This is a genomic window from Pseudorhodoferax sp. Leaf265 (assembly GCF_001422365.1).
Taxonomy (GTDB): Bacteria; Pseudomonadota; Gammaproteobacteria; order Burkholderiales; family Burkholderiaceae_C; genus Pseudorhodoferax.
Genome location: NZ_LMMT01000004.1, coordinates 15,445 through 33,762, shown reverse-complemented (window position 1 = coordinate 33,762; position 18,318 = coordinate 15,445). Strand labels below are relative to the sequence as shown.

The following is an 18,318-nucleotide window of genomic DNA, read 5'->3' as shown; positions in this document are numbered from 1 at the left end:
CCCTTCCACATCCATTCCATCCACGCGCCCGACCATGCACCACCACCTCCTGCCCCGCCGACTCCTCTGTGTTCTGGCCGCCAGCGCCGCGACCTTCGGGCCGTTGGCCCAGGCCCAGGACGCGCCACCCCTGCGCACCGCGGTCGATCCGACCTTCGCGCCGCAGGCCATGGTCAAGCTCGGCGGTGGCATCCAGGGCTTCAACGTCGACCTCGCCGAGGAACTGGGCAAGCGCCTGCGCCGCAAGGTGGAGATCGAGGCGACCGAGTTCTCCGGCCTGATCCCGGGCCTGAACAGCGGCAAGTACGACTTCCTGCTGGCGCCGGTCACGGTGAACCCGGACCGCGCCCGCGCGCTGCTCTTCACCGAGGGCTACACCGAGACCAACTACACCTTCCTGGCCCGCAGGGGCGGCACGAAGCTGGAAACGCTCGAAGGCCTCAAGGGCAAGACCGTGGCCGTCAACAAGGGCTCCAACTACGAAGGCTGGGCCAAGGAGAACGCCGAGAAGTACGGCTTCAAGTACGACGTGTACGGCACCAACGCCGACGCGATCCAGGCCGTCATGTCCAACCGTGCCGACTTCAACCTGGCCGGCAACACGGTCGCGGGCTGGGCCGCCAAGCAGAACCCGGCGCTGCAGACCACGTACACGGTGAAGACCGGGCTGGTGTGGGCCATCCCCTTCCGCCTGAACGACAAGGCCGGCCGCGATGCGGTCTCCAACGCCCTCAAGTGCATGAAGCTGGACGGCACCATCGCGCGCCTGGCCACCAAGTGGTATGGCATCGACCCTGCGCCAGGCAGCGTGGAGCGCACCGTGGCGCCCGGCCATGGCGTGCCCGGCACTGAGAACTACGACGCCACGCCGGTCAAGCCGAACTGCGCCTGAGCCGGACCACGCGGACGATTTCCCCATCCAGCCATGAGCGCACCCATTCTCGAACTCGTCGGACTGCGCAAGTCCTATGGCCCGCAGGAGGTCCTGCGCGGTGTCGACCTCCGCGTCCGGCCGGCCGAACTGGTCTGCGTCATCGGGCCCTCCGGGTCGGGCAAGAGCACCATGCTGCGCTGCTGCAACCGTCTGGAAGAGCCGACGGCGGGCCAGGTGGTGGTCGACGGCCAGGACATCACCCGGCCGGACACGGACATCAACCGCGTGCGGCAGAGCGTGGGCATGGTGTTCCAGCACTTCAACCTGTATCCGCACTTGAGCGCACTGGAGAACGTGACGCTGGCGCTGCGGCGGGTGCAGAAGAAGGACCGCGCGCACGCCGAGGCGATCGCCCGCGAGGCGCTCGGGCAGGTGGGCCTGGCGCACAAGGCCGATGCCTATCCGGCCCAGCTCTCGGGCGGGCAGCAGCAGCGCGTGGGCATCGCGCGCGGCATCGCCCTGCAGCCCAAGGTCATGCTGTTCGACGAACCCACCAGCGCGCTCGACCCCGAACTCGTCGAAGAGGTGCTGCGCGTGATGCGCAGCCTGCGCGACGGCGGCATGACCATGCTGGTGGTGACGCACGAGATGGCCTTCGCGCATGCCGTGGCCGACCGCGTGGTGTTCATGGACGGCGGCGTCGTCGCGGAGCAGGGCACGCCGGCCGAGGTCTTCGAGAACCCGAAGGAGGCGCGCACGCGCAGCTTCATCGGCCGTTACATGGACGCCAAGGCGTGAGGGCGGCATGAACGAAGCCAACGCCGGATTCCTCTTCACCTTCTTCAACCCCGCGGTGGCCGCGCAGTACTGGCGCGAGATCGCATGGGGCATGGTGGTCACGGTCGGCGTCGGCGCGGCGACCGTGGTCACGGGCGTGCTGGCCGGGCTGGCGCTGGCGCTGGCCCGCGCCACCGGGCGCGCCTGGCTGCGCATCCCTGTCGTGGTGTTCTCGGACGTCACGCGCTCGCTGCCGCCGCTGGTCATCATCATCCTGCTGTACTTCGGCCTGCCGGCGGTGAACCTGCCGCTCTCGTCGTTCACCTCGACCTGGCTCTCGCTGTCGCTGGTGCTCGCCGCCTACGCCACGGAAAGCATCTGGGCCGGCCTGTCCTCGCTGCCCCGGGGCCAGATGGAGGCCGCACGCTCCACCGGCCTGAACTGGTGGCAGGCCATGCGCTGGGTGCTGCTGCCGCAGGCCCTGCGGCGTGCCGTGCCGCCACTGACCAACCGCGTCATCGCCACGACCAAGAACACCGCTCTGGGCTCGGTGGTGGCGCTGGGCGAGATCCTCAGCACCGCCCAGGCATCGGCGGCCGTGGCGGGCAACCCGACGCCGCTGACCGTCGGCGCCTTCCTCTACCTGCTGGTGTTCCTGCCGATCGTCTGCGTGGCGCGCTGGCTCGAGCACCGCGCCGCCCACGGAACCTGAGCAGCCCCGCCATGGACACGCTCATCGACACCTTCTTCAACCTGGAGATCTACCGCCAGGTCTTCCCCTACCTGCTCGGCGGCCTGTGGACCACGGTCTGGCTGTCCGCCATCGTCATCCCGCTGGGCGCAGGCGCCGGGCTGCTGCTGGCGCTGGCGCAGACGCAGTCGCCCGCGCGCTGGGCGCGCTGGTCGGTCATCGCCTACGTCGACTTCTTCCGCGCGTTCCCGCCGCTGGTGCTGCTGATCTTCCTGTACTTCGGACTGCCGTTCCTGGTCGGCAACGTGCCCAAGCTCGGCGCCGTTGTGCTGGCCTTCGTGCTCAACAACGCCAGCTACTTCTGCGAGGTCTTCCGTGCCGGCATCCAGTCCGTGCCCCGAGGCCAGATGGAGGCAGCCCGCTCCACCGGACTGACCCGCCTGCAGGCGCTGCGGCACGTCGTCCTGCCGCAGGCGGTGCGCAACGTGATGCCGGACCTGCTGGGCAACTGCATCGAGGTCGTCAAGCTGACGACCATCGCCAGCGTGGTCGGCATGCCCGAACTGCTGCGGGCCGCGCGCGACACGCAGTCCCTGGTCTACAACCCTTCGCCCATCGTGCTGGCCGCGCTGCTGTATCTGGCGATGCTGTGGCCGCTCACCCGCGTGCTGGCCAGCCTCGAGAAACGCCGTGCCGGCATGGCCGGCCACTGATCTGCGACGGACCACTGCGCACCGACAGCTTCCGCCCGCCAACTGACCCCGTCCGGCCGAACCCCGGCCTTCGCCCCGCCCCTGCATGTCCTCACCCACTGCCATGAACCGCCTGATCACCGTCGCCGCCGCCCAGCTGGGCCCCATCCAACGCGCAGAAGGCCGCGACGTCGTCGTCGCGCGCATGGTGCGCCTGCTCGAAAGGGCGCACCAGCGCGGCGCGAACGTGGTCGTCTTCCCCGAACTGGCCTTCACGACCTTCTTCCCGCGCTGGTACGTCGAGAACCTCGACGAGGCCGACGGCTGGTACGAGGAGGCCCTGCCTTCGCCGGCCACGCAGCCGCTGTTCGACGCGATCCGCCGCTACGGCCTGACCTGCTACCTGGGCTACGCCGAGATCGCCCACGAGCCCGACGAGAACGGCGTGCTGCGCAAGCGCCGCTTCAACACCTCGGTGGTCATCGCGCCCTCGGGCGAGATCGTGCTCAAGTACCGCAAGGTCCACCTGCCGGGCCACAAGGAGTTCTCCACCATCCGCAAGGTGCAGCACCTGGAGAAGCGCTACTTCGAAGTCGGCAACCTGGGCTTTCCGGTCACGCGTGCGCCCGTCGGCGGCGTGGACGTGAACCTGGGCATGCTGATCTGCAACGACCGGCGCTGGCCCGAGTCCTGGCGCGAACTGGGCCTGCAGCAGGTCGAGCTCGTGATGCTGGGCTACAACACGCCGGCCGTGAACCAGGAGAACCGCGGCTTCGAAGCCCCGTACCAGCGCCAGTTCCATTCGCAACTCTCGATCCAGGCTGGCTGCTACCAGAACGCCACCTTCGGCGTGGGGGTGGCCAAGGCCGGCAACGAAGACGGCTTCGAGCTCATGGGCCATTCCGTGATCGTCAACCCGCAGGGCGAAGTGATGGCCCTGGCGTCGACCTGGGACGACGAGCTCATCGTGGCCGACTGCAACCTCGCCATGTGCGAACTGGGCAGGAGCACCATCTTCAACTTCGCGCAGCACCGCCGCCTGGAGGCCTACCAGCGCATCGCCAGTCAGACCGGCAGCAGCGCGCCGGCCGTCTGGCAGCCGGGGCAGGGCGCATGAAGGCCGCGGGTATGGCGGCCCCGGTCCTGCCCGAGCGCATCGTCCACGCCATGCTGGGCGAGCTGCGCGTGCCGCGCTTCGCCGACGTGGCGCGGGCGGCCGAAGCCATCGCGCCGCACGTGCTGCGCACGCCGCTGCTGCGCTCACCCGTGCTGGACGAACGCGCCGGCGGCCCCGTGTGGCTCAAGGCCGAGAACCTGCAGGTCACGGGCTCGTTCAAGATCCGTGGCGCCTTCAACGCCCTGCTGGCGCTGCCACCCGGGCGCCGTGCGGCCGGCGTGGTGGCCTATTCCACGGGCAACCATGGCCAGGCCATCGCCTGGGCCGCGCGCCGGCTCGGCGTGCCCGCCACCATCGTGATGCCCGTGGACGCGCCGAAGAACAAGGTGGCGCGTGCGCTGGCCCAGGGTGCGCGCGTGGTGCACTACGACCGTGCCAGGGAGAGCCGCGAGGACATCGGCATGCGCCTGCTGGCCGAGACCGGCGGCACGCTGGTGCCGCCGGGCGACCACCCCGAGGTGCTGGCCGCCCAGGGCACCGTCGCGCTGGAGGCGCTGCAGGACCTCGCGCCCGAGGCGCGCGCCCGCCTCGGGCTGTTCGCCGCGCCCTGCGGCGGCGGCGGCCTGATGGCCGGCTGCAGCCTGGCGCTGGCCGCGCTGGCGCCGCAGGCCGAGCGCGTGGCCGTGGAGCCCGCGGGTTTCGACGACACCGTGCGTTCGCTGGCCAGCGGCCAACGCGAGACCAACGCGCCCGGCGCGACCACGCTGTGCGACGCACTGATGGCCGTGACCCCGGCCGAGCTGCCCTTCGCCGTCAACCAGCCGCTGCTGGGCCGCGCCGTCGCCGTCAGCGACACCGAGGTCGCCGCCGCCATGCGCTTCGCGCTCGAAGAGCTGCGCCTGGTCGTGGAGCCCGGCGGCAGCGTGGCGCTGGCCGCGCTGCTGGCCGGCCACCTCCACCTGCAGGGGCGCAGCGCCGTCATCGTGCTGTCGGGCGGCAACGTCGACCTGCCGGTCCTGCAATCCGTCACCGCATCCCCACGACACGAGGCCGCGATCAGCGGCCCACAGGAGACCGTCCCACCCCCCTCGATCCCTGGAAAGTCCTGACCATGTCCGTTTTCGCTTCTTCGTCTTCTGTACGCCGCCTGTTGCTCAAGGCCGTGGCGGCCCCGCTGGCCGCGCTGGCTTTGGCGGGCCATGCTTCCGCGGCCTACCCCGACAAGCCGATCACGCTGATCGTGCCGTTCAATGCCGGCACCACGCCCGACATCGTCTCGCGGCTGCTGGCCGACGCGATCGGCCGCGACATCGGCCAGACCATGGTGGTCATGAACCGCGTGGGGGCTTCGGGCATCATCGGCACGCAGGCGCTGATCAACGCGCCGGCCGACGGGTACACCATCGCCTACGCCAACGTGGCGACGCTGGCCATCAACCAGTCGCTGTACAAGAAGCTCGCGTACGACGCGGACCGGCAGCTGGTCCCCGTGGCGCTGACGGGTTCGGTGCAGAACGTGCTGGCCGTGCGCGCCGACCTGGGCGTCAAGAGCGTGGCCGAACTCATCGCGCTGGCCAAGAAGAACCCGGGCAAGCTGACGGTCGCCTCGGGCGGCAACGGCACCACGGGCCATCTGTCGGCCGAAATGTTCAAGTCCATGGCCGGTGTGTCCATCGTGCACATCCCCTACAAGGGCGGCCTGGAGGCCGACCTGGCGCTGCTGCGCGGCGAGGTCGACCTGGTGTTCGAGAACATCACCTCGATCGCCCCGCACCTGAAGACCGGCAAGATCATTCCGCTCGCGGTGACCGGCGCTGCGCGCGACAGCCGTGTGCCCGATCTGCCGACCATGGCCGAGTCCGGCCTCAAGAGCTACCAGGCCGTGGCCTGGAACGGCTACGTGGCCGCTGCCGGCACCGACCCCAAGGCACTGGACTTCCTGAACGCGGCCTTCAACAGGGCGCTGCAGTCCCCGGCCGTGAAGCAGGCGCTGGAAACCCAGGCCTACGAAGTCCACACCGGCCCGCGCGAAGACCTCTTCAACCTGGCGAAGAAGGAGCGGCCGGTCTGGGCCGACGCGATCAAGCGCTCGGGCGCGACCATCGATTGACGCCGGCCGCAGCGCAGGCCGGGCCGTTCACGCCGCGCCGGTGCCGGACGGCGCCTGCGCGTTCCCACCCTCTGACCCACCCGCAACCACCATGACCTCCGTCTTCCACCTCGCCTTCAACGTCACCGACCTGGACGCCGCGCGCCGCTTCTATGGCGGCACGCTGGGATGCCGCGAAGGCCGCAGCACCGCCACCTGGGTCGACTTCGACTTCTTCGGCCACCAGCTCTCGCTGCACCTGGGCGAGCCGTTCGCCACGGCCGCCACCGGCCGGGTGGGCGACAAGCTGGTGCCCATGCCGCATTTCGGCGTGGTGCTGCTGCTGCCGGCCTGGCAGGAACTGGCACGCCGGCTGGAAGCCGCCGGCACCGACTTCGTGCTCGCGCCGCAGGTGCGCTTCGCCGGCGAACCCGGCGAGCAATGGACCATGTTCTTTCGCGATCCCTTCGGCAACCCGATCGAGGTCAAGGGCTTTCGGACGACCGAAGGCCTCTACGCCGTCTGACACGGCGGGCCGTGGGGGCAGGCGGTTTGCCGATACGATGCGCGGCACCTCCGCCAGCCCTGCCTCGTCCATGTCCTCCCAGCCCCCGGCACTCGAACAAAAAGCCTTCATCCTGCTGCTGGTGGCCGTCTCGGTCGCCTTCGGCTGGATCCTGTTGCCCTTCTATGGCGCGGTGTTCTGGGGGGCGGTGCTGGCGATCGTGTTCGCGCCGCTGTACCGGCGCCTGCTGGTCAAGACGCGCCAGCGGCCCACGCTGGCCGCGCTGCTCACCTTGCTCATCATCGTGCTGCTCGTGATCCTGCCGCTGGCCATGATCACGAGCTCCGTGGTGCAGGAGGTGACGGCGCTGTACGCCAAGGTGCGCGACGGCGGCGTGAGCTTCTCGGGCTACGCCCACCAGATCTACGCAGCGCTGCCCGACTGGTTCACGCAGCTGCTGGGCCGCTTCGGCCTGGACGACCTGGACGGCCTGCAGCAGCGCCTCGTGACCGCGCTGCAGCAGGGCAGCCAGCGCATCGCGCAGCAGGCCATCGACATCGGGCAGAACACCTTCGACTTCGTGGTCAGCTTCTTCATCATGCTGTACCTGCTGTTCTTCCTGCTGCGCGACGGCGCCCAGCTGACACGCCGCATGCGCAACGCCATCCCGCTCGATGCGGGCTACCTGCGCAACCTCTCGGGCAAGTTCACCACCGTGATCCGCGCCACGGTGAAGGGCAACATCGCCGTCGCCGCCGTGCAGGGCGCACTCGGCGGGCTGGCGTTCTGGGTGCTGGGCATCCATGCGCCGGTGCTGTGGGCGGTGCTGATGGCCTTCCTGTCGCTGCTGCCGGCCGTGGGTGCCGGCCTGGTCTGGGGGCCGGTGGCGGTCTACCTGCTGGCCACCGGCGCCACGCTGCAGGGCATCGGCCTGGTGGTCTACGGTGTGGTCGTGATCGGCCTGGTGGACAACGTGCTGCGTCCGCTGCTGGTGGGCAAGGACACCAAGATGCCCGACTACGTGGTGCTGATCAGCACGCTGGGCGGCATGGCGCTGTTCGGGCTCAACGGCTTCGTGATCGGGCCGCTGATTGCGGCCATGTTCATTGCCGTGTGGGACATCTTCGCCACCGAGCAGGCCCAGGCCAATGCGCTGGCCGAGGCCACCGCCGCGCGCCGCCCGTCCGCGGACGACGAGGTGCTGTAGCCCTCTTACAGCAGCCAGAGCGCAGCGAGGGCGAGCAGGGCCGGCAGCGCCTGGACGTAGAAGATCTTGCGGCTGACGGTGATGGCGCCGAACACGCCGGCCACCGCCACACAGGCCAGGAAGAAGACCTTGATGTGCAGGCCTTCGGCGCCCAGGTTCAGGCCCCAGAGCAGCCCGGCTGCCAGGAAGCCGTTGTACAGGCCCTGGTTGGCGGCCATGGCCTTGGTCATCTCGGCCTTCTCGGGCGTGAGCTGGAAGGCCTTCATGCCCTGGGGCTTGTCCCAGAGCACCATTTCCAGGACCAGGAAGTACAGGTGCAGCAGCGCCACGAGCACGATCAGGATGTTGGCCAGCATGAGGTTCTCCTTGTTCTGGATGGAAAGCGTCGTCCATTGTGCAGGCCGGGAAGCGGCCTTCGGCGCGGGCCCGGGCGGACGCGGGCTTGGCCTACACTCATTTGCATGCCCGTCGCACCCCTGTCGCCGCTGCCCGTGCCCGACGCTGGCACCTGCCCGCTGTGCGGCCAGGCCAATGCCTGCGTCATCGCCTGTGGCGAGGCTGCGCGCGCTGCCGACTGCTGGTGCATGCAGGCCTGCATCGCCCCCGAGGTGCTGGCCCGCGTGCCGCCGGCCGCGCGTGGCCTGGCCTGTGTCTGCCCGCGCTGTGCCCAGGGCTAACATGCGTGGCTTTCAGCCCTTGCAGGAGAACCACCCATGCCCACGTACCACGTCGAAATGATGGAAGGCCGCACCATCGAGCAGAAGAAGAAGCTCGTGGCCGAGATCACCCGCGTTTCTGTCGAGATCCTCGGCGGCTCGCCGGAATCGGTCGACATCCTCATCACCGACATCAAACGCGAGAACTGGGCCACCGGCGGCCAGCTCTGGTCCGAGAAGAAATAGGCGGGCCGGCCACGGCCCTCGTCCCTTGAGCGCGACGTCTTCCCTGCCCGACCTGCGGGCCCGCTATGGGCCCCGCTACCGCTGGCTGCTGCTGCTGTCCGTCATGGTGGGCACGATGGCGTCCATCATGTCCTCCACCATCGTCAACGTGGCGGTGCCGGACATGAGCCACCAGTTCGCGCTGGGGCCGTCGCGCGCGGCCTGGGTCAGTTCGGGCTTCATGGTGGCCATGACCAGCTCCATGCTGACCACGCCCTGGCTGCTGGCGCGCTACGGCTACCGCCGTACCTATTCGGGCGCCATGTGGCTGCTCATGACCGGCGGCATCGCGGGCGGCTTCGCCTCGGACTTCGGCCTGGTGCTGGCGGCCCGTGTGGCCGAGGGCCTGGCGGCCGGCGTGGTGCAGCCCATCCCGGCCATCATCATCCTGCGGGCCTTCCAGCCGCACGAGCAGGGGCGCGCCACCGGCATCTTCGGCATGGGCGTGGTGCTGGCGCCGGCCATCGGCCCCAGCATCGGCGGTTTGCTGGTCGAGGCCTTCGGCTGGCGTTCGATCTTCTTCATGGTCGTGCCCTTCTGCATGGCCTCGCTGTGGCTGGCGCGCACCTACGTGCCCATGACGGCGCCGGGCGGCACAGTGGCCACGCGCGACGGCGGCCGGCTCGACTGGTCCGGCCTGGTGCTGGGCACGGTGGGCACGCTGTGCCTGCTCAACGGCATGGTGGAACTGCACGCGCGGCCGGGTGCGGTGGCGGTGCTGCTGCTGGCCGCGGCCGTGGCGGCCTTCGGCGGCTTCATCTGGTGGCAGGAGCGCCAGACCCGGGGCGGCGGGCTGCCGCTCATGGACATGCGCTTGTTCCAGTCGCGCGCCTATGCCATGGGCTGCGTGGTCTCGGGCATCTACGGCACGGCGCTGTTCGGTTCCACCTACCTGCTGCCGGTCTACATGCAGTCGGCGCTGCATCTGTCGGCCGCGCACGTGGGCACCATCCTGGTTCCTGCCAGCCTCGTCCTGGCCGGCACCATGGCCTTGGTCGGCCGCCTCGCGGACCGCAAGCCCGCCTCCTTGCTCGTGAGCACCGGCCTGGCGCTGCTGGCAGCCTCGTTCGCGCTCATGATGACGGTGCCAGCGGCCAGCCCGATCGCCTGGCTCGTGGCCTGGGCCATCCTGGGCCGCATCGGCCTGGGCTTCATCCTGCCCTCGCTGAACCTGGGCGCCATGCGCTCGCTCGACAAGCCGCTGATCCCGCAGGGCGCCAGCGCGATCAACTTCCTGCGCATGCTGGGTGGCGCCACCGGCGTGAGCCTGTGCGGCATCGTGCTCGAATGGCGGCTGGCCGCGCACGGCCAGAGTCTGATGCCGCAGGCGGGCGTGAGCACCGAGCGCCTGGCCGCCTTCAACGAGACCTTTCTGATGCTGGCCGCGCTGTGCGTGCTGGCGATCGCGGCGGCGCGCCAGTTGCGCGCCGACCCGCGCGCGGGAGCCTGACCATGTGCCAACTGCTGGGCATGAACTGCAACACGCCGACCGACGTGGTGTTCAGCTTCACCGGCTTCGCCGAGCGCGGCGGCCGCACCGACCACCACAGCGATGGCTGGGGCATCGCCTTCTTCGAGGGCCGCGGGGTGCGCCACTTCGTCGACCACCAGAGCGCCTGCGAGTCGCCCGTGGCCGAGCTGATCCGGCGCTACCCGATCAAGAGCCGCAACGTGATCTCGCACATCCGCAAGGCCACCCAGGGCGTGGTGGCGCTGGAGAACTGCCACCCCTTCGTGCGCGAGCTCTGGGGCCGTTACTGGGTGTTCGCGCACAACGGCGACCTGAAGGACTTCCACCCGCGCCTGCACGGGGCCTTCCGCTCGGTCGGCAGCACCGACAGCGAGCGCGCGTTCTGCTGGATCATGCAGGAGCTGGCCAAGTCGCATGCGGATGTGCCCACGGTCGAGGAGCTCAGCATCACGCTGCGCGAGCTGGCGCCGCGCGTCGCACGCCACGGCACCTTCAACTTCCTGCTGTCCAACGGCCAGGCGCTGTGGGCCCATGCGTCCACGCTGTTGCACTACGTGGAGCGGCGCCATCCGTTCACACAGGCCCAGCTGGCCGACGAAGACCTCTCGGTCGACTTCTCCAGCCTGACCACGCCCGACGACCGCGTGGCCGTGGTCGTGACCACGCCACTCACGACCAACGAGGCCTGGACGGCCTTTGCGCCGGGCGAGCTCAAGGTTTTCGTCGACGGCGCGCTGAGCGCGTACTAGCCGGGCTACTGGCGCAGTTCGGAGCGCAGCGCCAGCGCGGTCGTGCGCTTGACGGTGCGCAGCACCAACATGGAGTTCGAGCGCACCACGCCGGGCAGGCGTGACAGCACTTCGCCATAGAAGCGCTCGAGGTCGTCGGCATCGCGGTAGGTGAAGCGCAGCAGGTAGTCGTTGCTGCCGGCGACATAAAAGCAATCCTGGATGCGCGGCTCGTCCGCCACCGCCTGCTCGAAGGCGCGCAAGGCGTCCGGCGTGGTCCGTTCGATGTTGACGATGGTGAACGAGGTGCCCGGCTGGCCCACCGCCTTGGGGTTGACCAGGGCCACGTAGTGGGTGATCACGCCGCCATCCTCCAGCAGCTTCACACGCCGCAGGCAGGCCGAGGGCGAGAGCTGGACCCGGTTGGCCAACTCCACATTGGAGAGTCTGGCGTCGTGCTGCAGCTCGCGCAGGATGGCCGCGTCAATCGCGTCGAATTGCACGTCAGCCTCGAACTTTCGCATTGGATTCTGTGATGGCCCAGGATAGTCGCATGTTATGCGAATACGCAGGGTTCACCCTCCACCCAAGCGCAACCCGATTGCGTCCTCGCCCGCCTAAACTGGCATGCGAAATGCATACGAAAAAACACAAAGAGACGAACGTGAACACCATGGGGGCGAGATCGACAAGCCTGAGGTCTTTCAGTACCGTGGTGCGGCAACCGATCGCATGGCATGAAGTGGCGCCGGCCTCCGCCCGCGCCGCGGACTGGCTCCGGGATGGTGCATTTCCCTTCTAAGGCTAGCTTCGCTTATTTATGAGCTTTCTGAGCGTCGACCAGGATCTTGCGCGCGATTCCTACTATGCGGCCACGGCGTCGCGCGAGGTCCGGTGTCCCGCGCTCGACGGTGAGGTTCAGGCCGATGCCGTCATCGTGGGCGGCGGCCTGGCCGGCCTGTCGGCCGCGATCGAACTGGCGGACCGGGGTCGCCAGGTGGTGCTGCTCGAAGCCCGGCAGGTGGCCTGGGGTGCCTCCGGCCGCAATGGCGGGCAGGCCATCGCCGGCCTGGCCTGTGACCAGAGCGTGATCGAGCAGCAGCTCGGCAAGGAACTGGCCCGCAACGTCTGGGACATGACGCTGGAGGCCCTGGACCTGATCACGCAGCGCTGCCAGCGGTTTGGCATCGATTGCGACTGGCAGCCGGGCTACATGGGCCTGGCGGTCAACGCACGCAAGGCCGCCGAGCTGCGCAAGTGGCAGGAGCACATGCACCACAGCTACGGTTACCAGACCACCTGGATCGCGCCGCAGGAGATGGGCCACTGGATCGCCAGTCCGCGCTTTCACAGCGGCATCCACGATGCCCGCTCGGGGCACCTGCATCCGCTCAAGTACAGCCTGGGCCTGGCCCGGGCCGCACAGCGCCTGGGTGTCCGCATCTACGAGGACAGCGCCGTCACGCGACTGCAGACCGGCGCCCGGCCGCGGGTGCACACGGCGCGCGGCCAGGTCGTGGCCGAGCAGGTGCTGCTGGCCGGCAACGTCTACCTGCAGGGCGTGGCCGCGCAGATGGAGTCGCGCATCATGCCGGTGGGGACCTACATCGTGTGTTCCGAGCCGCTGGATCCGGTGCTCTGCGCGGCGCTGATTCCCTCGCGCTCGGCCGTGTGCGACACCAACTTCGTGCTCGACTACTTCCGGCCCACCGCCGACCACCGCATGCTCTACGGCGGGCGTGTGAGCTACAGCACGGCCACGCCGCGCAACCTGGTGGCCAGCATGCGCAAGCGGATGGCCACGACGTTCCCGCAGCTCGCCAATTGCCGCATCGACCACGCATGGGGCGGCTTCGTCGACATCTCCATGAACCGCGCGCCCAATTTCGGGCGGCTGCTCAAGGATGGGGCGCAGAGCGCACCGTCCGATGGATCGTATTCAGTGCGCTCGCACCACGCCAATGTGTATTACCTGCAGGGCTTCTCGGGCCACGGCCTGGCGCTCACGGGCCTGGCAGGCAAGCTGGTGGCCGAGGCCATGACGGGCGACGCTGCACGCTTCGACATCTTCGCTCGTCTCCGGCACCGTTCATTTCCAGGAGGAGCCCGGCTCCGCATGCCCGCCCTTGTGCTCGGCATGGCCTACTACCGCATGAGGGATGCGCTATGAATCCTCTCGCCCGGCCTGCGCGCGCGGCGGCGGGGCTGTACCACAGCGCAAGGCCCGGGCGGCCTTGTGTTGTGGCACAGCCCTTGCACATGCCAAGGCACAGAACACTCCGTTCCCGCACCAGCAAGCCCAATGCGCCGCGTCGCAAGACCCGGGTCAAGAACCCGGCGCAGCAAGCCCAATGAGCACCACATATCCGTCCACCCAACGGAACCCGCCCATCGTGCTGGTTCCGGCCTGCAGCAAGATGCTTGGACACCATCCGTTCCAGGCTGCAGGCAAGAAGTACCTCGATGCCGTCCGGCTGGCCGGCTGCCTGCCCGTGGTGGTGCCGGCGGCGCAGCCTGACGAAGTGATGGCATTGCTGTCCCTTGCGGACGGCGTGTTCCTCACGGGGTCTGTCTCCAACACCCATCCGCGCCACTTCGGCGAGACCGTGCACGACACCAGCCTGCCGCTGGACGAGGCGCGCGATGCCTGGACGCTGCCGCTGGCGCGCGAGGTGCTGCGGCGCGGCATGCCGCTCTTCGCCGTCTGCCGTGGCCTGCAGGAAACCAATGTGGCGCTGGGCGGCTCGCTGTACCAGGCCGTGCAGGAGCAGCCCGGCATGATGGACCACCGCTCGCGCGACGAGGATCCGGTCGACGTGCAATACGGGCCGGTGCACTCGGTCAGCGTGCAACGCGGTGGCGTGCTCGAGTCGCTGCTCGGCCTGGGCGACTTCCAGGTCAACAGCCTGCACGGCCAGGGCATCCGGCGCCTGGCCGACGGCCTGCATGCCGAGGCGCTCGCGCCGGACGGTCTCGTCGAGGCCTTCTCGGTTCCCCAATCCACGGGCTTCAGCCTGTGCGTGCAATGGCACCCCGAATGGCGGGCCGCCGAGAACCCCATCTCCCGCAAGCTCTTGACGGCTTTCGGTCGCGCCTGTCAAGCTTGGCGCGCGGCGCACCACCGCAACGAAGACGACGATCTCGCGCCTGAAACCTAGCTGCCCTGACTGCAACGCATCGTTGTCAGATCCAGATAAGACGCGCCGCGCCCACAGGGCCGGTGCACAAGAAAGGTAGATATGGTCGTACGAGATAACTTCACATTCAGCGAGCTCGAGCAATGGCTCAACGAGCGCCGCGTCACCGAGATCGAGTGCCTGGTGCCCGACCTCACGGGCGTGGCCCGCGGCAAGATCCTGCCACGCGAGAAATTCACCGAAGACCGCGGCATGCGCTTGCCCGAGGCCATCGTCGCCATCGGGGTGACCGGTGAGTTCCCCGAGCAAGGGCCCTATTACGACGTCATCTCGCCGACGGACCGCGACATGCACCTGCGGCCCGACCCGGCCACCGTGCGCATCGTGCCCTGGGCGGTCGACCCGACGGCCCAGGTGATCCACGACTGCTTCGACCGCGACGGCAACATGGTGCCGTATGCGCCGCGCTCCGTGCTGCGCCGGGTTTGCGACCTGTTTGCCGCCGAGGGCTGGAATCCGGTGGTCGCGCCCGAGCTCGAGTTCTACCTGATCGAGCGCAACACCGATCCCAACGAACCACTGCGCCCGCCGCGTGGCCGCAGCGGCCGCGCCGAGACGTCGCGCCAGTCCTACTCCATCGATGCGGTCAACGAGTTCGACCCGCTGTTTGAGGACATCTACGCCTACTGCGAAAAGATGGAGCTCAACGTCGACACCTTGATCCACGAGGCCGGCGCCGGGCAGATGGAGATCAACTTCTTCCACGACCACCCGCTGGGCCTGGCCGACGAGGTGTTCTTCTTCAAGCGCACCATCCGCGAGGCCGCGCTGCGCCACGAGATGTACGCCACCTTCATGGCCAAGCCCATGGCCCATGAGCCGGGCAGCGCCATGCACGTGCACCAGAGCGTGGTCGACAGGAACGGGCAGAACATCTTCAGCAATGCCGACGGCAGCGCCTCGGACATGTTCCGCTGGTACATCGGCGGCCTGCAGCGCTACATCCCTGCGGCGATGGCGCTGTTCGCCCCGTACGTCAACTCGTACCGCCGGCTGTCCCGCGCGACGGCGGCCCCCATCAACATCCAGTGGGGTACCGACAACCGCACCGTGGGCATCCGCTCGCCGGTGGCGGGCCCGGCCGCGCGCCGCATCGAGAACCGCGTCATCGGCGCGGACGCCAACCCCTACGTGGCCCTGGCCGCGACGCTGGCCTGCGGCTACCTGGGCATGAAGAACCGGATCGAGCCCAAGCCCGAATGCAAGGGCGACGCCTACCTGGGCGAATACAGCCTGCCGCGCAGCCTGGGCGAGGCGCTGGAGCTGCTCAAGGCCGAGACCGACCTGCACACCGTGCTGGGCCAGGAGTTCGTGACCGTCTACACCGAAGTCAAGGAGATCGAGTACGAGGAGTTCATGAAGGTCATCTCGCCCTGGGAACGTGAACACCTGTTGCTGCACGTTTGAGCTGTCCTCACGCATTCCATCCACCGAACTCCATCGACCTCCATGAACACGACCACCCGCACCACCCAGGAATGGCAACGCGCCGATGCCGCCCACTTCCTGCATCCCTTCACCGACTTCCAGAGCCTGGCGCGCAAGGGCTCGCGCATCATCACGCGGGCCGAAGGCATCTACCTGCACGACAGCGAAGGCCACAAGATCCTCGACGCCATGTCGGGCCTGTGGTGTGTCAACGTCGGCTACGGCCGCCAGGAACTCATCGACGCCGCCACGCGCCAGCTGCAGGAACTGCCCTTCTACAACGCCTTCTTCCAGACAGCGACGCCACCGGCCATCGAGCTGGCGGAGCTGCTGGCCGAGGTCACGCCGCCGCAGTTCAAGCATGTGTTCTTCTCGGGCTCGGGCTCGGAGGGCAACGACACCGTGGTGCGCATGGTGCGCCGCTACTGGGACCTGCTGGGCCAGCCCCAGCGCGACGTGATCATCAGCCGCAAGAACGCCTACCACGGCTCCACCATGGCCGGCGCCTCGCTGGGCGGCATGGGCGGCATGCACGCGCAGGGCGGCCTGCCGATCCCGGGCATCGTCCACATGGAGCAGCCCTACTGGCACGAACTCGGCCGCAGCATGTCGCGCGACGCGTTCGGCCTCCTCGCGGCTGGCTGGCTGGAGGCCAAGATCCTGGAGGTCGGCGCCGACAAGGTGGCGGCCTTCATCGGCGAGCCGGTGCAGGGCGCCGGCGGTGTCATCGTGCCGCCGGAAACCTACTGGCCCGAGATCCAGCGCATCTGCGACAAGTACGGCGTGTTGCTGGTATCCGACGAGGTCATCTGCGGCTTCGGCCGCACTGGGCAGTGGTTCGGCTGCGAGCGCTTCGGCACGCGGCCCGACCTCATGACCTTCGCCAAGGGCGTCACCTCCGGCTACATCCCGCTGGGCGGCGTGATGGTGGGCGACCGCGTGGCCAACGTGCTGATCGAGCGCGGCGGCGAGTTCAACCATGGCTACACCTACTCCGGCCATCCGGTGGCCTGCGCCGTGGCGCTGGCCAACATCCGGCTGATCCAGCGCGAGGGCCTGGTCGAACGCGTGCGCGACGACACCGGCCCCTACCTCGCCGAATGCTTCGAGCAGCTCAAGGACCACCCGCTCGTGGGCGAGGTGCAGACCTGCGGCCTGATGGGCGCGGTGCTGCTGGTCAAGGACAAGGCCAGCGGCGCGCCGTTTCCCGAGGCGCTGGAACTGGGCATGGTCTGCCGTGGCCACTGCTTCGGCAACGGCCTGGTCATGCGCGCCGTGGGCGACCGCATGATCATCGCGCCCCCGCTGGTGATGACGCGGGCCCAGCTCGACGACATGATGGTGCTGATCCGCCGCGCGCTGGACCTGACCCTGGCCGACGCGCAGCGCAACGGCTGGCTCTGAACTTCTCCCTTCCCCTTGTCGCTTGCTCCCCACTCCGGAGGTTTCAACATGAAGCTGATGTCGTTCCGTCGCCGCCCGCACCGCATCGCCGGTGCCTTTGCCGGGCTTGCCCTGGCCTGCGCCGCGCTGGCCCCCCAGGCCGTGCTGGCGCAGGAGGAGAAGGTCCTCAACATCTACAACTGGTCCGACTACATCGCCGAGGACACGATCGCCAACTTCGAGAAGGAGACCGGCATCAAGGTGCGCTACGACAACTTCGACAACAACGAGATCGTCCACGCCAAGCTGGTGGCGGGCAAGACCGGCTATGACATCGTCGTGCCGTCCTCGTACTGGGCCAAGCTGCAGGCCGATGGCGGCCTGCTGCAAAAGCTCGACAAGTCCAAGCTGCCCAACCTGAAGAACCTGGACCCGGTGTTGCAGGAGCAACTGGCCAAGCTCGACCCAGGCAACCAGTACCAGGTGAACTGGCTCTGGGGCTACACCACGGTGGGCATCAACGTCGACAAGGTCAAGGCCGCGCTCGGCAGCACGCCCATGCCGGACAACGTCTGGGACCTGGTGTTCAAGCCCGAGTACATCTCCAAGCTCAAGTCCTGCGGCGTGAGCTTCCTTGATTCGGCCACCGAGATCGTGCCGGCCGCCATGCACTACCTGGGCAAGCCGCCGTTCAGCCGCAACCAGGCCGACTACAGCGGCGTAGGCCCCCTGCTCAAGACGGTCCGCCCCTACGTCACGCTGTTCAGTTCGTCGGGCTACATCAACGACATGGCCAATGGGTCGATCTGCCTGGCCCTGGGCTGGTCGGGTGACATCAACATCGCGCGCCAGCGCGCCATCGACGGCAAGACCGGCCAGAAGATCGAGGCGCTGATCCCCAAGAACGGCGGCCTGTTGTTCTTCGACGTGATGGTGATCCCGGCCGATGCGCCGCACCCTGACAACGCGCTCAAGTTCATCAACTACATCCTGCGCCCCGAGGTGCATGCAGGCCTGTCCAACAAGGTCTTCTACGCGAACCCCAACAAGGAATCGCGCAAGTTCATCAAGCCCGAAGTGGCCAACAACCCGACCATCTTCCCGACCGACGAGGACATGAAGAAGATGGTGGCGCCCGACGCCCTCAGCAACGACATCCGCCGCACGGTCACCCGGCTGTTCACATCATTCAAGACCGGCATGTGACCTGAAGGTCCA

General features: G+C 68.5%; 20 protein-coding genes. 18 read left to right on the top strand and 2 right to left on the bottom strand.

The window, feature by feature from the left end:
• Positions 1-34: 34 nt before the first annotated feature.
• From ASF45_RS06410 to ASF45_RS06370, 9 genes are all read left to right on the top strand, one after another.
• On the top strand, positions 35-892 hold the full coding sequence (locus ASF45_RS06410) for a transporter substrate-binding domain-containing protein (protein WP_056658899.1): 858 nt from the start codon (positions 35-37) through the stop codon (positions 890-892).
• A gap of 33 nt (positions 893-925) precedes the next feature.
• The gene (locus ASF45_RS06405) at positions 926-1,672 is read left to right on the top strand and encodes an amino acid ABC transporter ATP-binding protein (protein ID WP_056658896.1); all 747 of its coding nucleotides are present in this window, start codon (positions 926-928) and stop codon (positions 1,670-1,672) included.
• Positions 1,673-1,679: 7 nt separating this feature from the next.
• Positions 1,680-2,363 (top strand): amino acid ABC transporter permease, encoded by a 684-nt coding sequence (locus tag ASF45_RS06400; protein WP_056658893.1) that lies wholly within the window; start codon positions 1,680-1,682, stop codon positions 2,361-2,363.
• Between the two features lie 11 nt (positions 2,364-2,374).
• On the top strand, positions 2,375-3,055 hold the full coding sequence (locus tag ASF45_RS06395) for an amino acid ABC transporter permease (protein WP_056658891.1): 681 nt from the start codon (positions 2,375-2,377) through the stop codon (positions 3,053-3,055).
• Between the two features lie 103 nt (positions 3,056-3,158).
• Complete coding sequence (locus tag ASF45_RS06390; protein WP_056658887.1) at positions 3,159-4,151, top strand: N-carbamoyl-D-amino-acid hydrolase; 993 nt, start codon at positions 3,159-3,161, stop codon at positions 4,149-4,151.
• 11 nt (positions 4,152-4,162) lie between these two features.
• Entirely contained in the window at positions 4,163-5,260 is a 1,098-nt protein-coding gene (locus ASF45_RS06385) for a threonine/serine dehydratase (protein ID WP_235580835.1), read from the top strand.
• A gap of 2 nt (positions 5,261-5,262) precedes the next feature.
• On the top strand, positions 5,263-6,261 hold the full coding sequence (locus tag ASF45_RS06380; protein WP_056658884.1) for a tripartite tricarboxylate transporter substrate binding protein: 999 nt from the start codon (positions 5,263-5,265) through the stop codon (positions 6,259-6,261).
• Positions 6,262-6,352: 91 nt separating this feature from the next.
• Complete coding sequence (locus ASF45_RS06375) at positions 6,353-6,766, top strand: VOC family protein (RefSeq protein WP_056658881.1); 414 nt, start codon at positions 6,353-6,355, stop codon at positions 6,764-6,766.
• A gap of 70 nt (positions 6,767-6,836) precedes the next feature.
• The gene (locus ASF45_RS06370; protein ID WP_056659229.1) at positions 6,837-7,952 is read left to right on the top strand and encodes an AI-2E family transporter; all 1,116 of its coding nucleotides are present in this window, start codon (positions 6,837-6,839) and stop codon (positions 7,950-7,952) included.
• A 5-nt stretch (positions 7,953-7,957) separates the two neighbouring features.
• Here the strand turns inward: ASF45_RS06370 and ASF45_RS06365 are convergent, their stop codons facing one another.
• A complete protein-coding gene (locus ASF45_RS06365) occupies positions 7,958-8,308 on the bottom strand; it encodes a DUF1304 domain-containing protein (protein ID WP_056658878.1) in 351 nt (116 codons plus the stop codon).
• Positions 8,309-8,413: 105 nt separating this feature from the next.
• Between ASF45_RS06365 and ASF45_RS06360 the strand changes: the two genes are divergently transcribed.
• The 4 genes from ASF45_RS06360 to ASF45_RS06345 are packed head-to-tail and all read left to right on the top strand — an operon-like array spanning position 8,414 to position 11,113.
• Positions 8,414-8,629, top strand: a complete 216-nt coding sequence (locus ASF45_RS06360; protein WP_056658875.1) for a cysteine-rich CWC family protein — start codon at positions 8,414-8,416, stop codon at positions 8,627-8,629.
• 36 nt (positions 8,630-8,665) lie between these two features.
• Positions 8,666-8,854: a 4-oxalocrotonate tautomerase gene (locus ASF45_RS06355; protein WP_056658872.1), complete on the top strand. Its 189-nt coding sequence runs from the start codon at positions 8,666-8,668 to the stop codon at positions 8,852-8,854.
• Positions 8,855-8,879: 25 nt separating this feature from the next.
• Entirely contained in the window at positions 8,880-10,343 is a 1,464-nt protein-coding gene (locus ASF45_RS06350; RefSeq protein WP_056658869.1) for an MFS transporter, read from the top strand.
• A 2-nt stretch (positions 10,344-10,345) separates the two neighbouring features.
• Positions 10,346-11,113, top strand: coding sequence for a class II glutamine amidotransferase (locus ASF45_RS06345; RefSeq protein WP_056658867.1), 768 nt, complete (start codon positions 10,346-10,348; stop codon positions 11,111-11,113).
• A 5-nt stretch (positions 11,114-11,118) separates the two neighbouring features.
• On the opposite strand, the gene ASF45_RS06340 is transcribed toward ASF45_RS06345, so the two are convergent.
• On the bottom strand, positions 11,119-11,595 hold the full coding sequence (locus ASF45_RS06340) for an Lrp/AsnC family transcriptional regulator (protein ID WP_200932121.1): 477 nt from the start codon (positions 11,593-11,595) through the stop codon (positions 11,119-11,121).
• A gap of 317 nt (positions 11,596-11,912) precedes the next feature.
• Here ASF45_RS06340 and ASF45_RS06335 point away from each other — a divergent pair, with 317 nt between their 5' ends.
• The 5 genes from ASF45_RS06335 to ASF45_RS06315 all read left to right on the top strand — a co-directional run bounded on the left by ASF45_RS06335 (position 11,913) and on the right by ASF45_RS06315 (position 18,306).
• Positions 11,913-13,262: an FAD-binding oxidoreductase gene (locus ASF45_RS06335; RefSeq protein WP_056658861.1), complete on the top strand. Its 1,350-nt coding sequence runs from the start codon at positions 11,913-11,915 to the stop codon at positions 13,260-13,262.
• Positions 13,263-13,443: 181 nt separating this feature from the next.
• The gene (locus ASF45_RS06330) at positions 13,444-14,250 is read left to right on the top strand and encodes a gamma-glutamyl-gamma-aminobutyrate hydrolase family protein (RefSeq protein ID WP_056658858.1); all 807 of its coding nucleotides are present in this window, start codon (positions 13,444-13,446) and stop codon (positions 14,248-14,250) included.
• 81 nt (positions 14,251-14,331) lie between these two features.
• A complete protein-coding gene (locus tag ASF45_RS06325) occupies positions 14,332-15,696 on the top strand; it encodes a glutamine synthetase family protein (RefSeq protein ID WP_056658855.1) in 1,365 nt (454 codons plus the stop codon).
• 42 nt (positions 15,697-15,738) lie between these two features.
• Positions 15,739-17,121 carry an aspartate aminotransferase family protein gene (locus ASF45_RS06320; protein ID WP_056658852.1) on the top strand — a complete coding sequence of 461 codons (1,383 nt, stop codon included), beginning with the start codon at positions 15,739-15,741 and terminating at the stop codon, positions 17,119-17,121.
• A gap of 48 nt (positions 17,122-17,169) precedes the next feature.
• Positions 17,170-18,306, top strand: a complete 1,137-nt coding sequence (locus tag ASF45_RS06315) for a polyamine ABC transporter substrate-binding protein (RefSeq protein ID WP_056658849.1) — start codon at positions 17,170-17,172, stop codon at positions 18,304-18,306.
• Positions 18,307-18,318 lie beyond the last annotated feature (12 nt).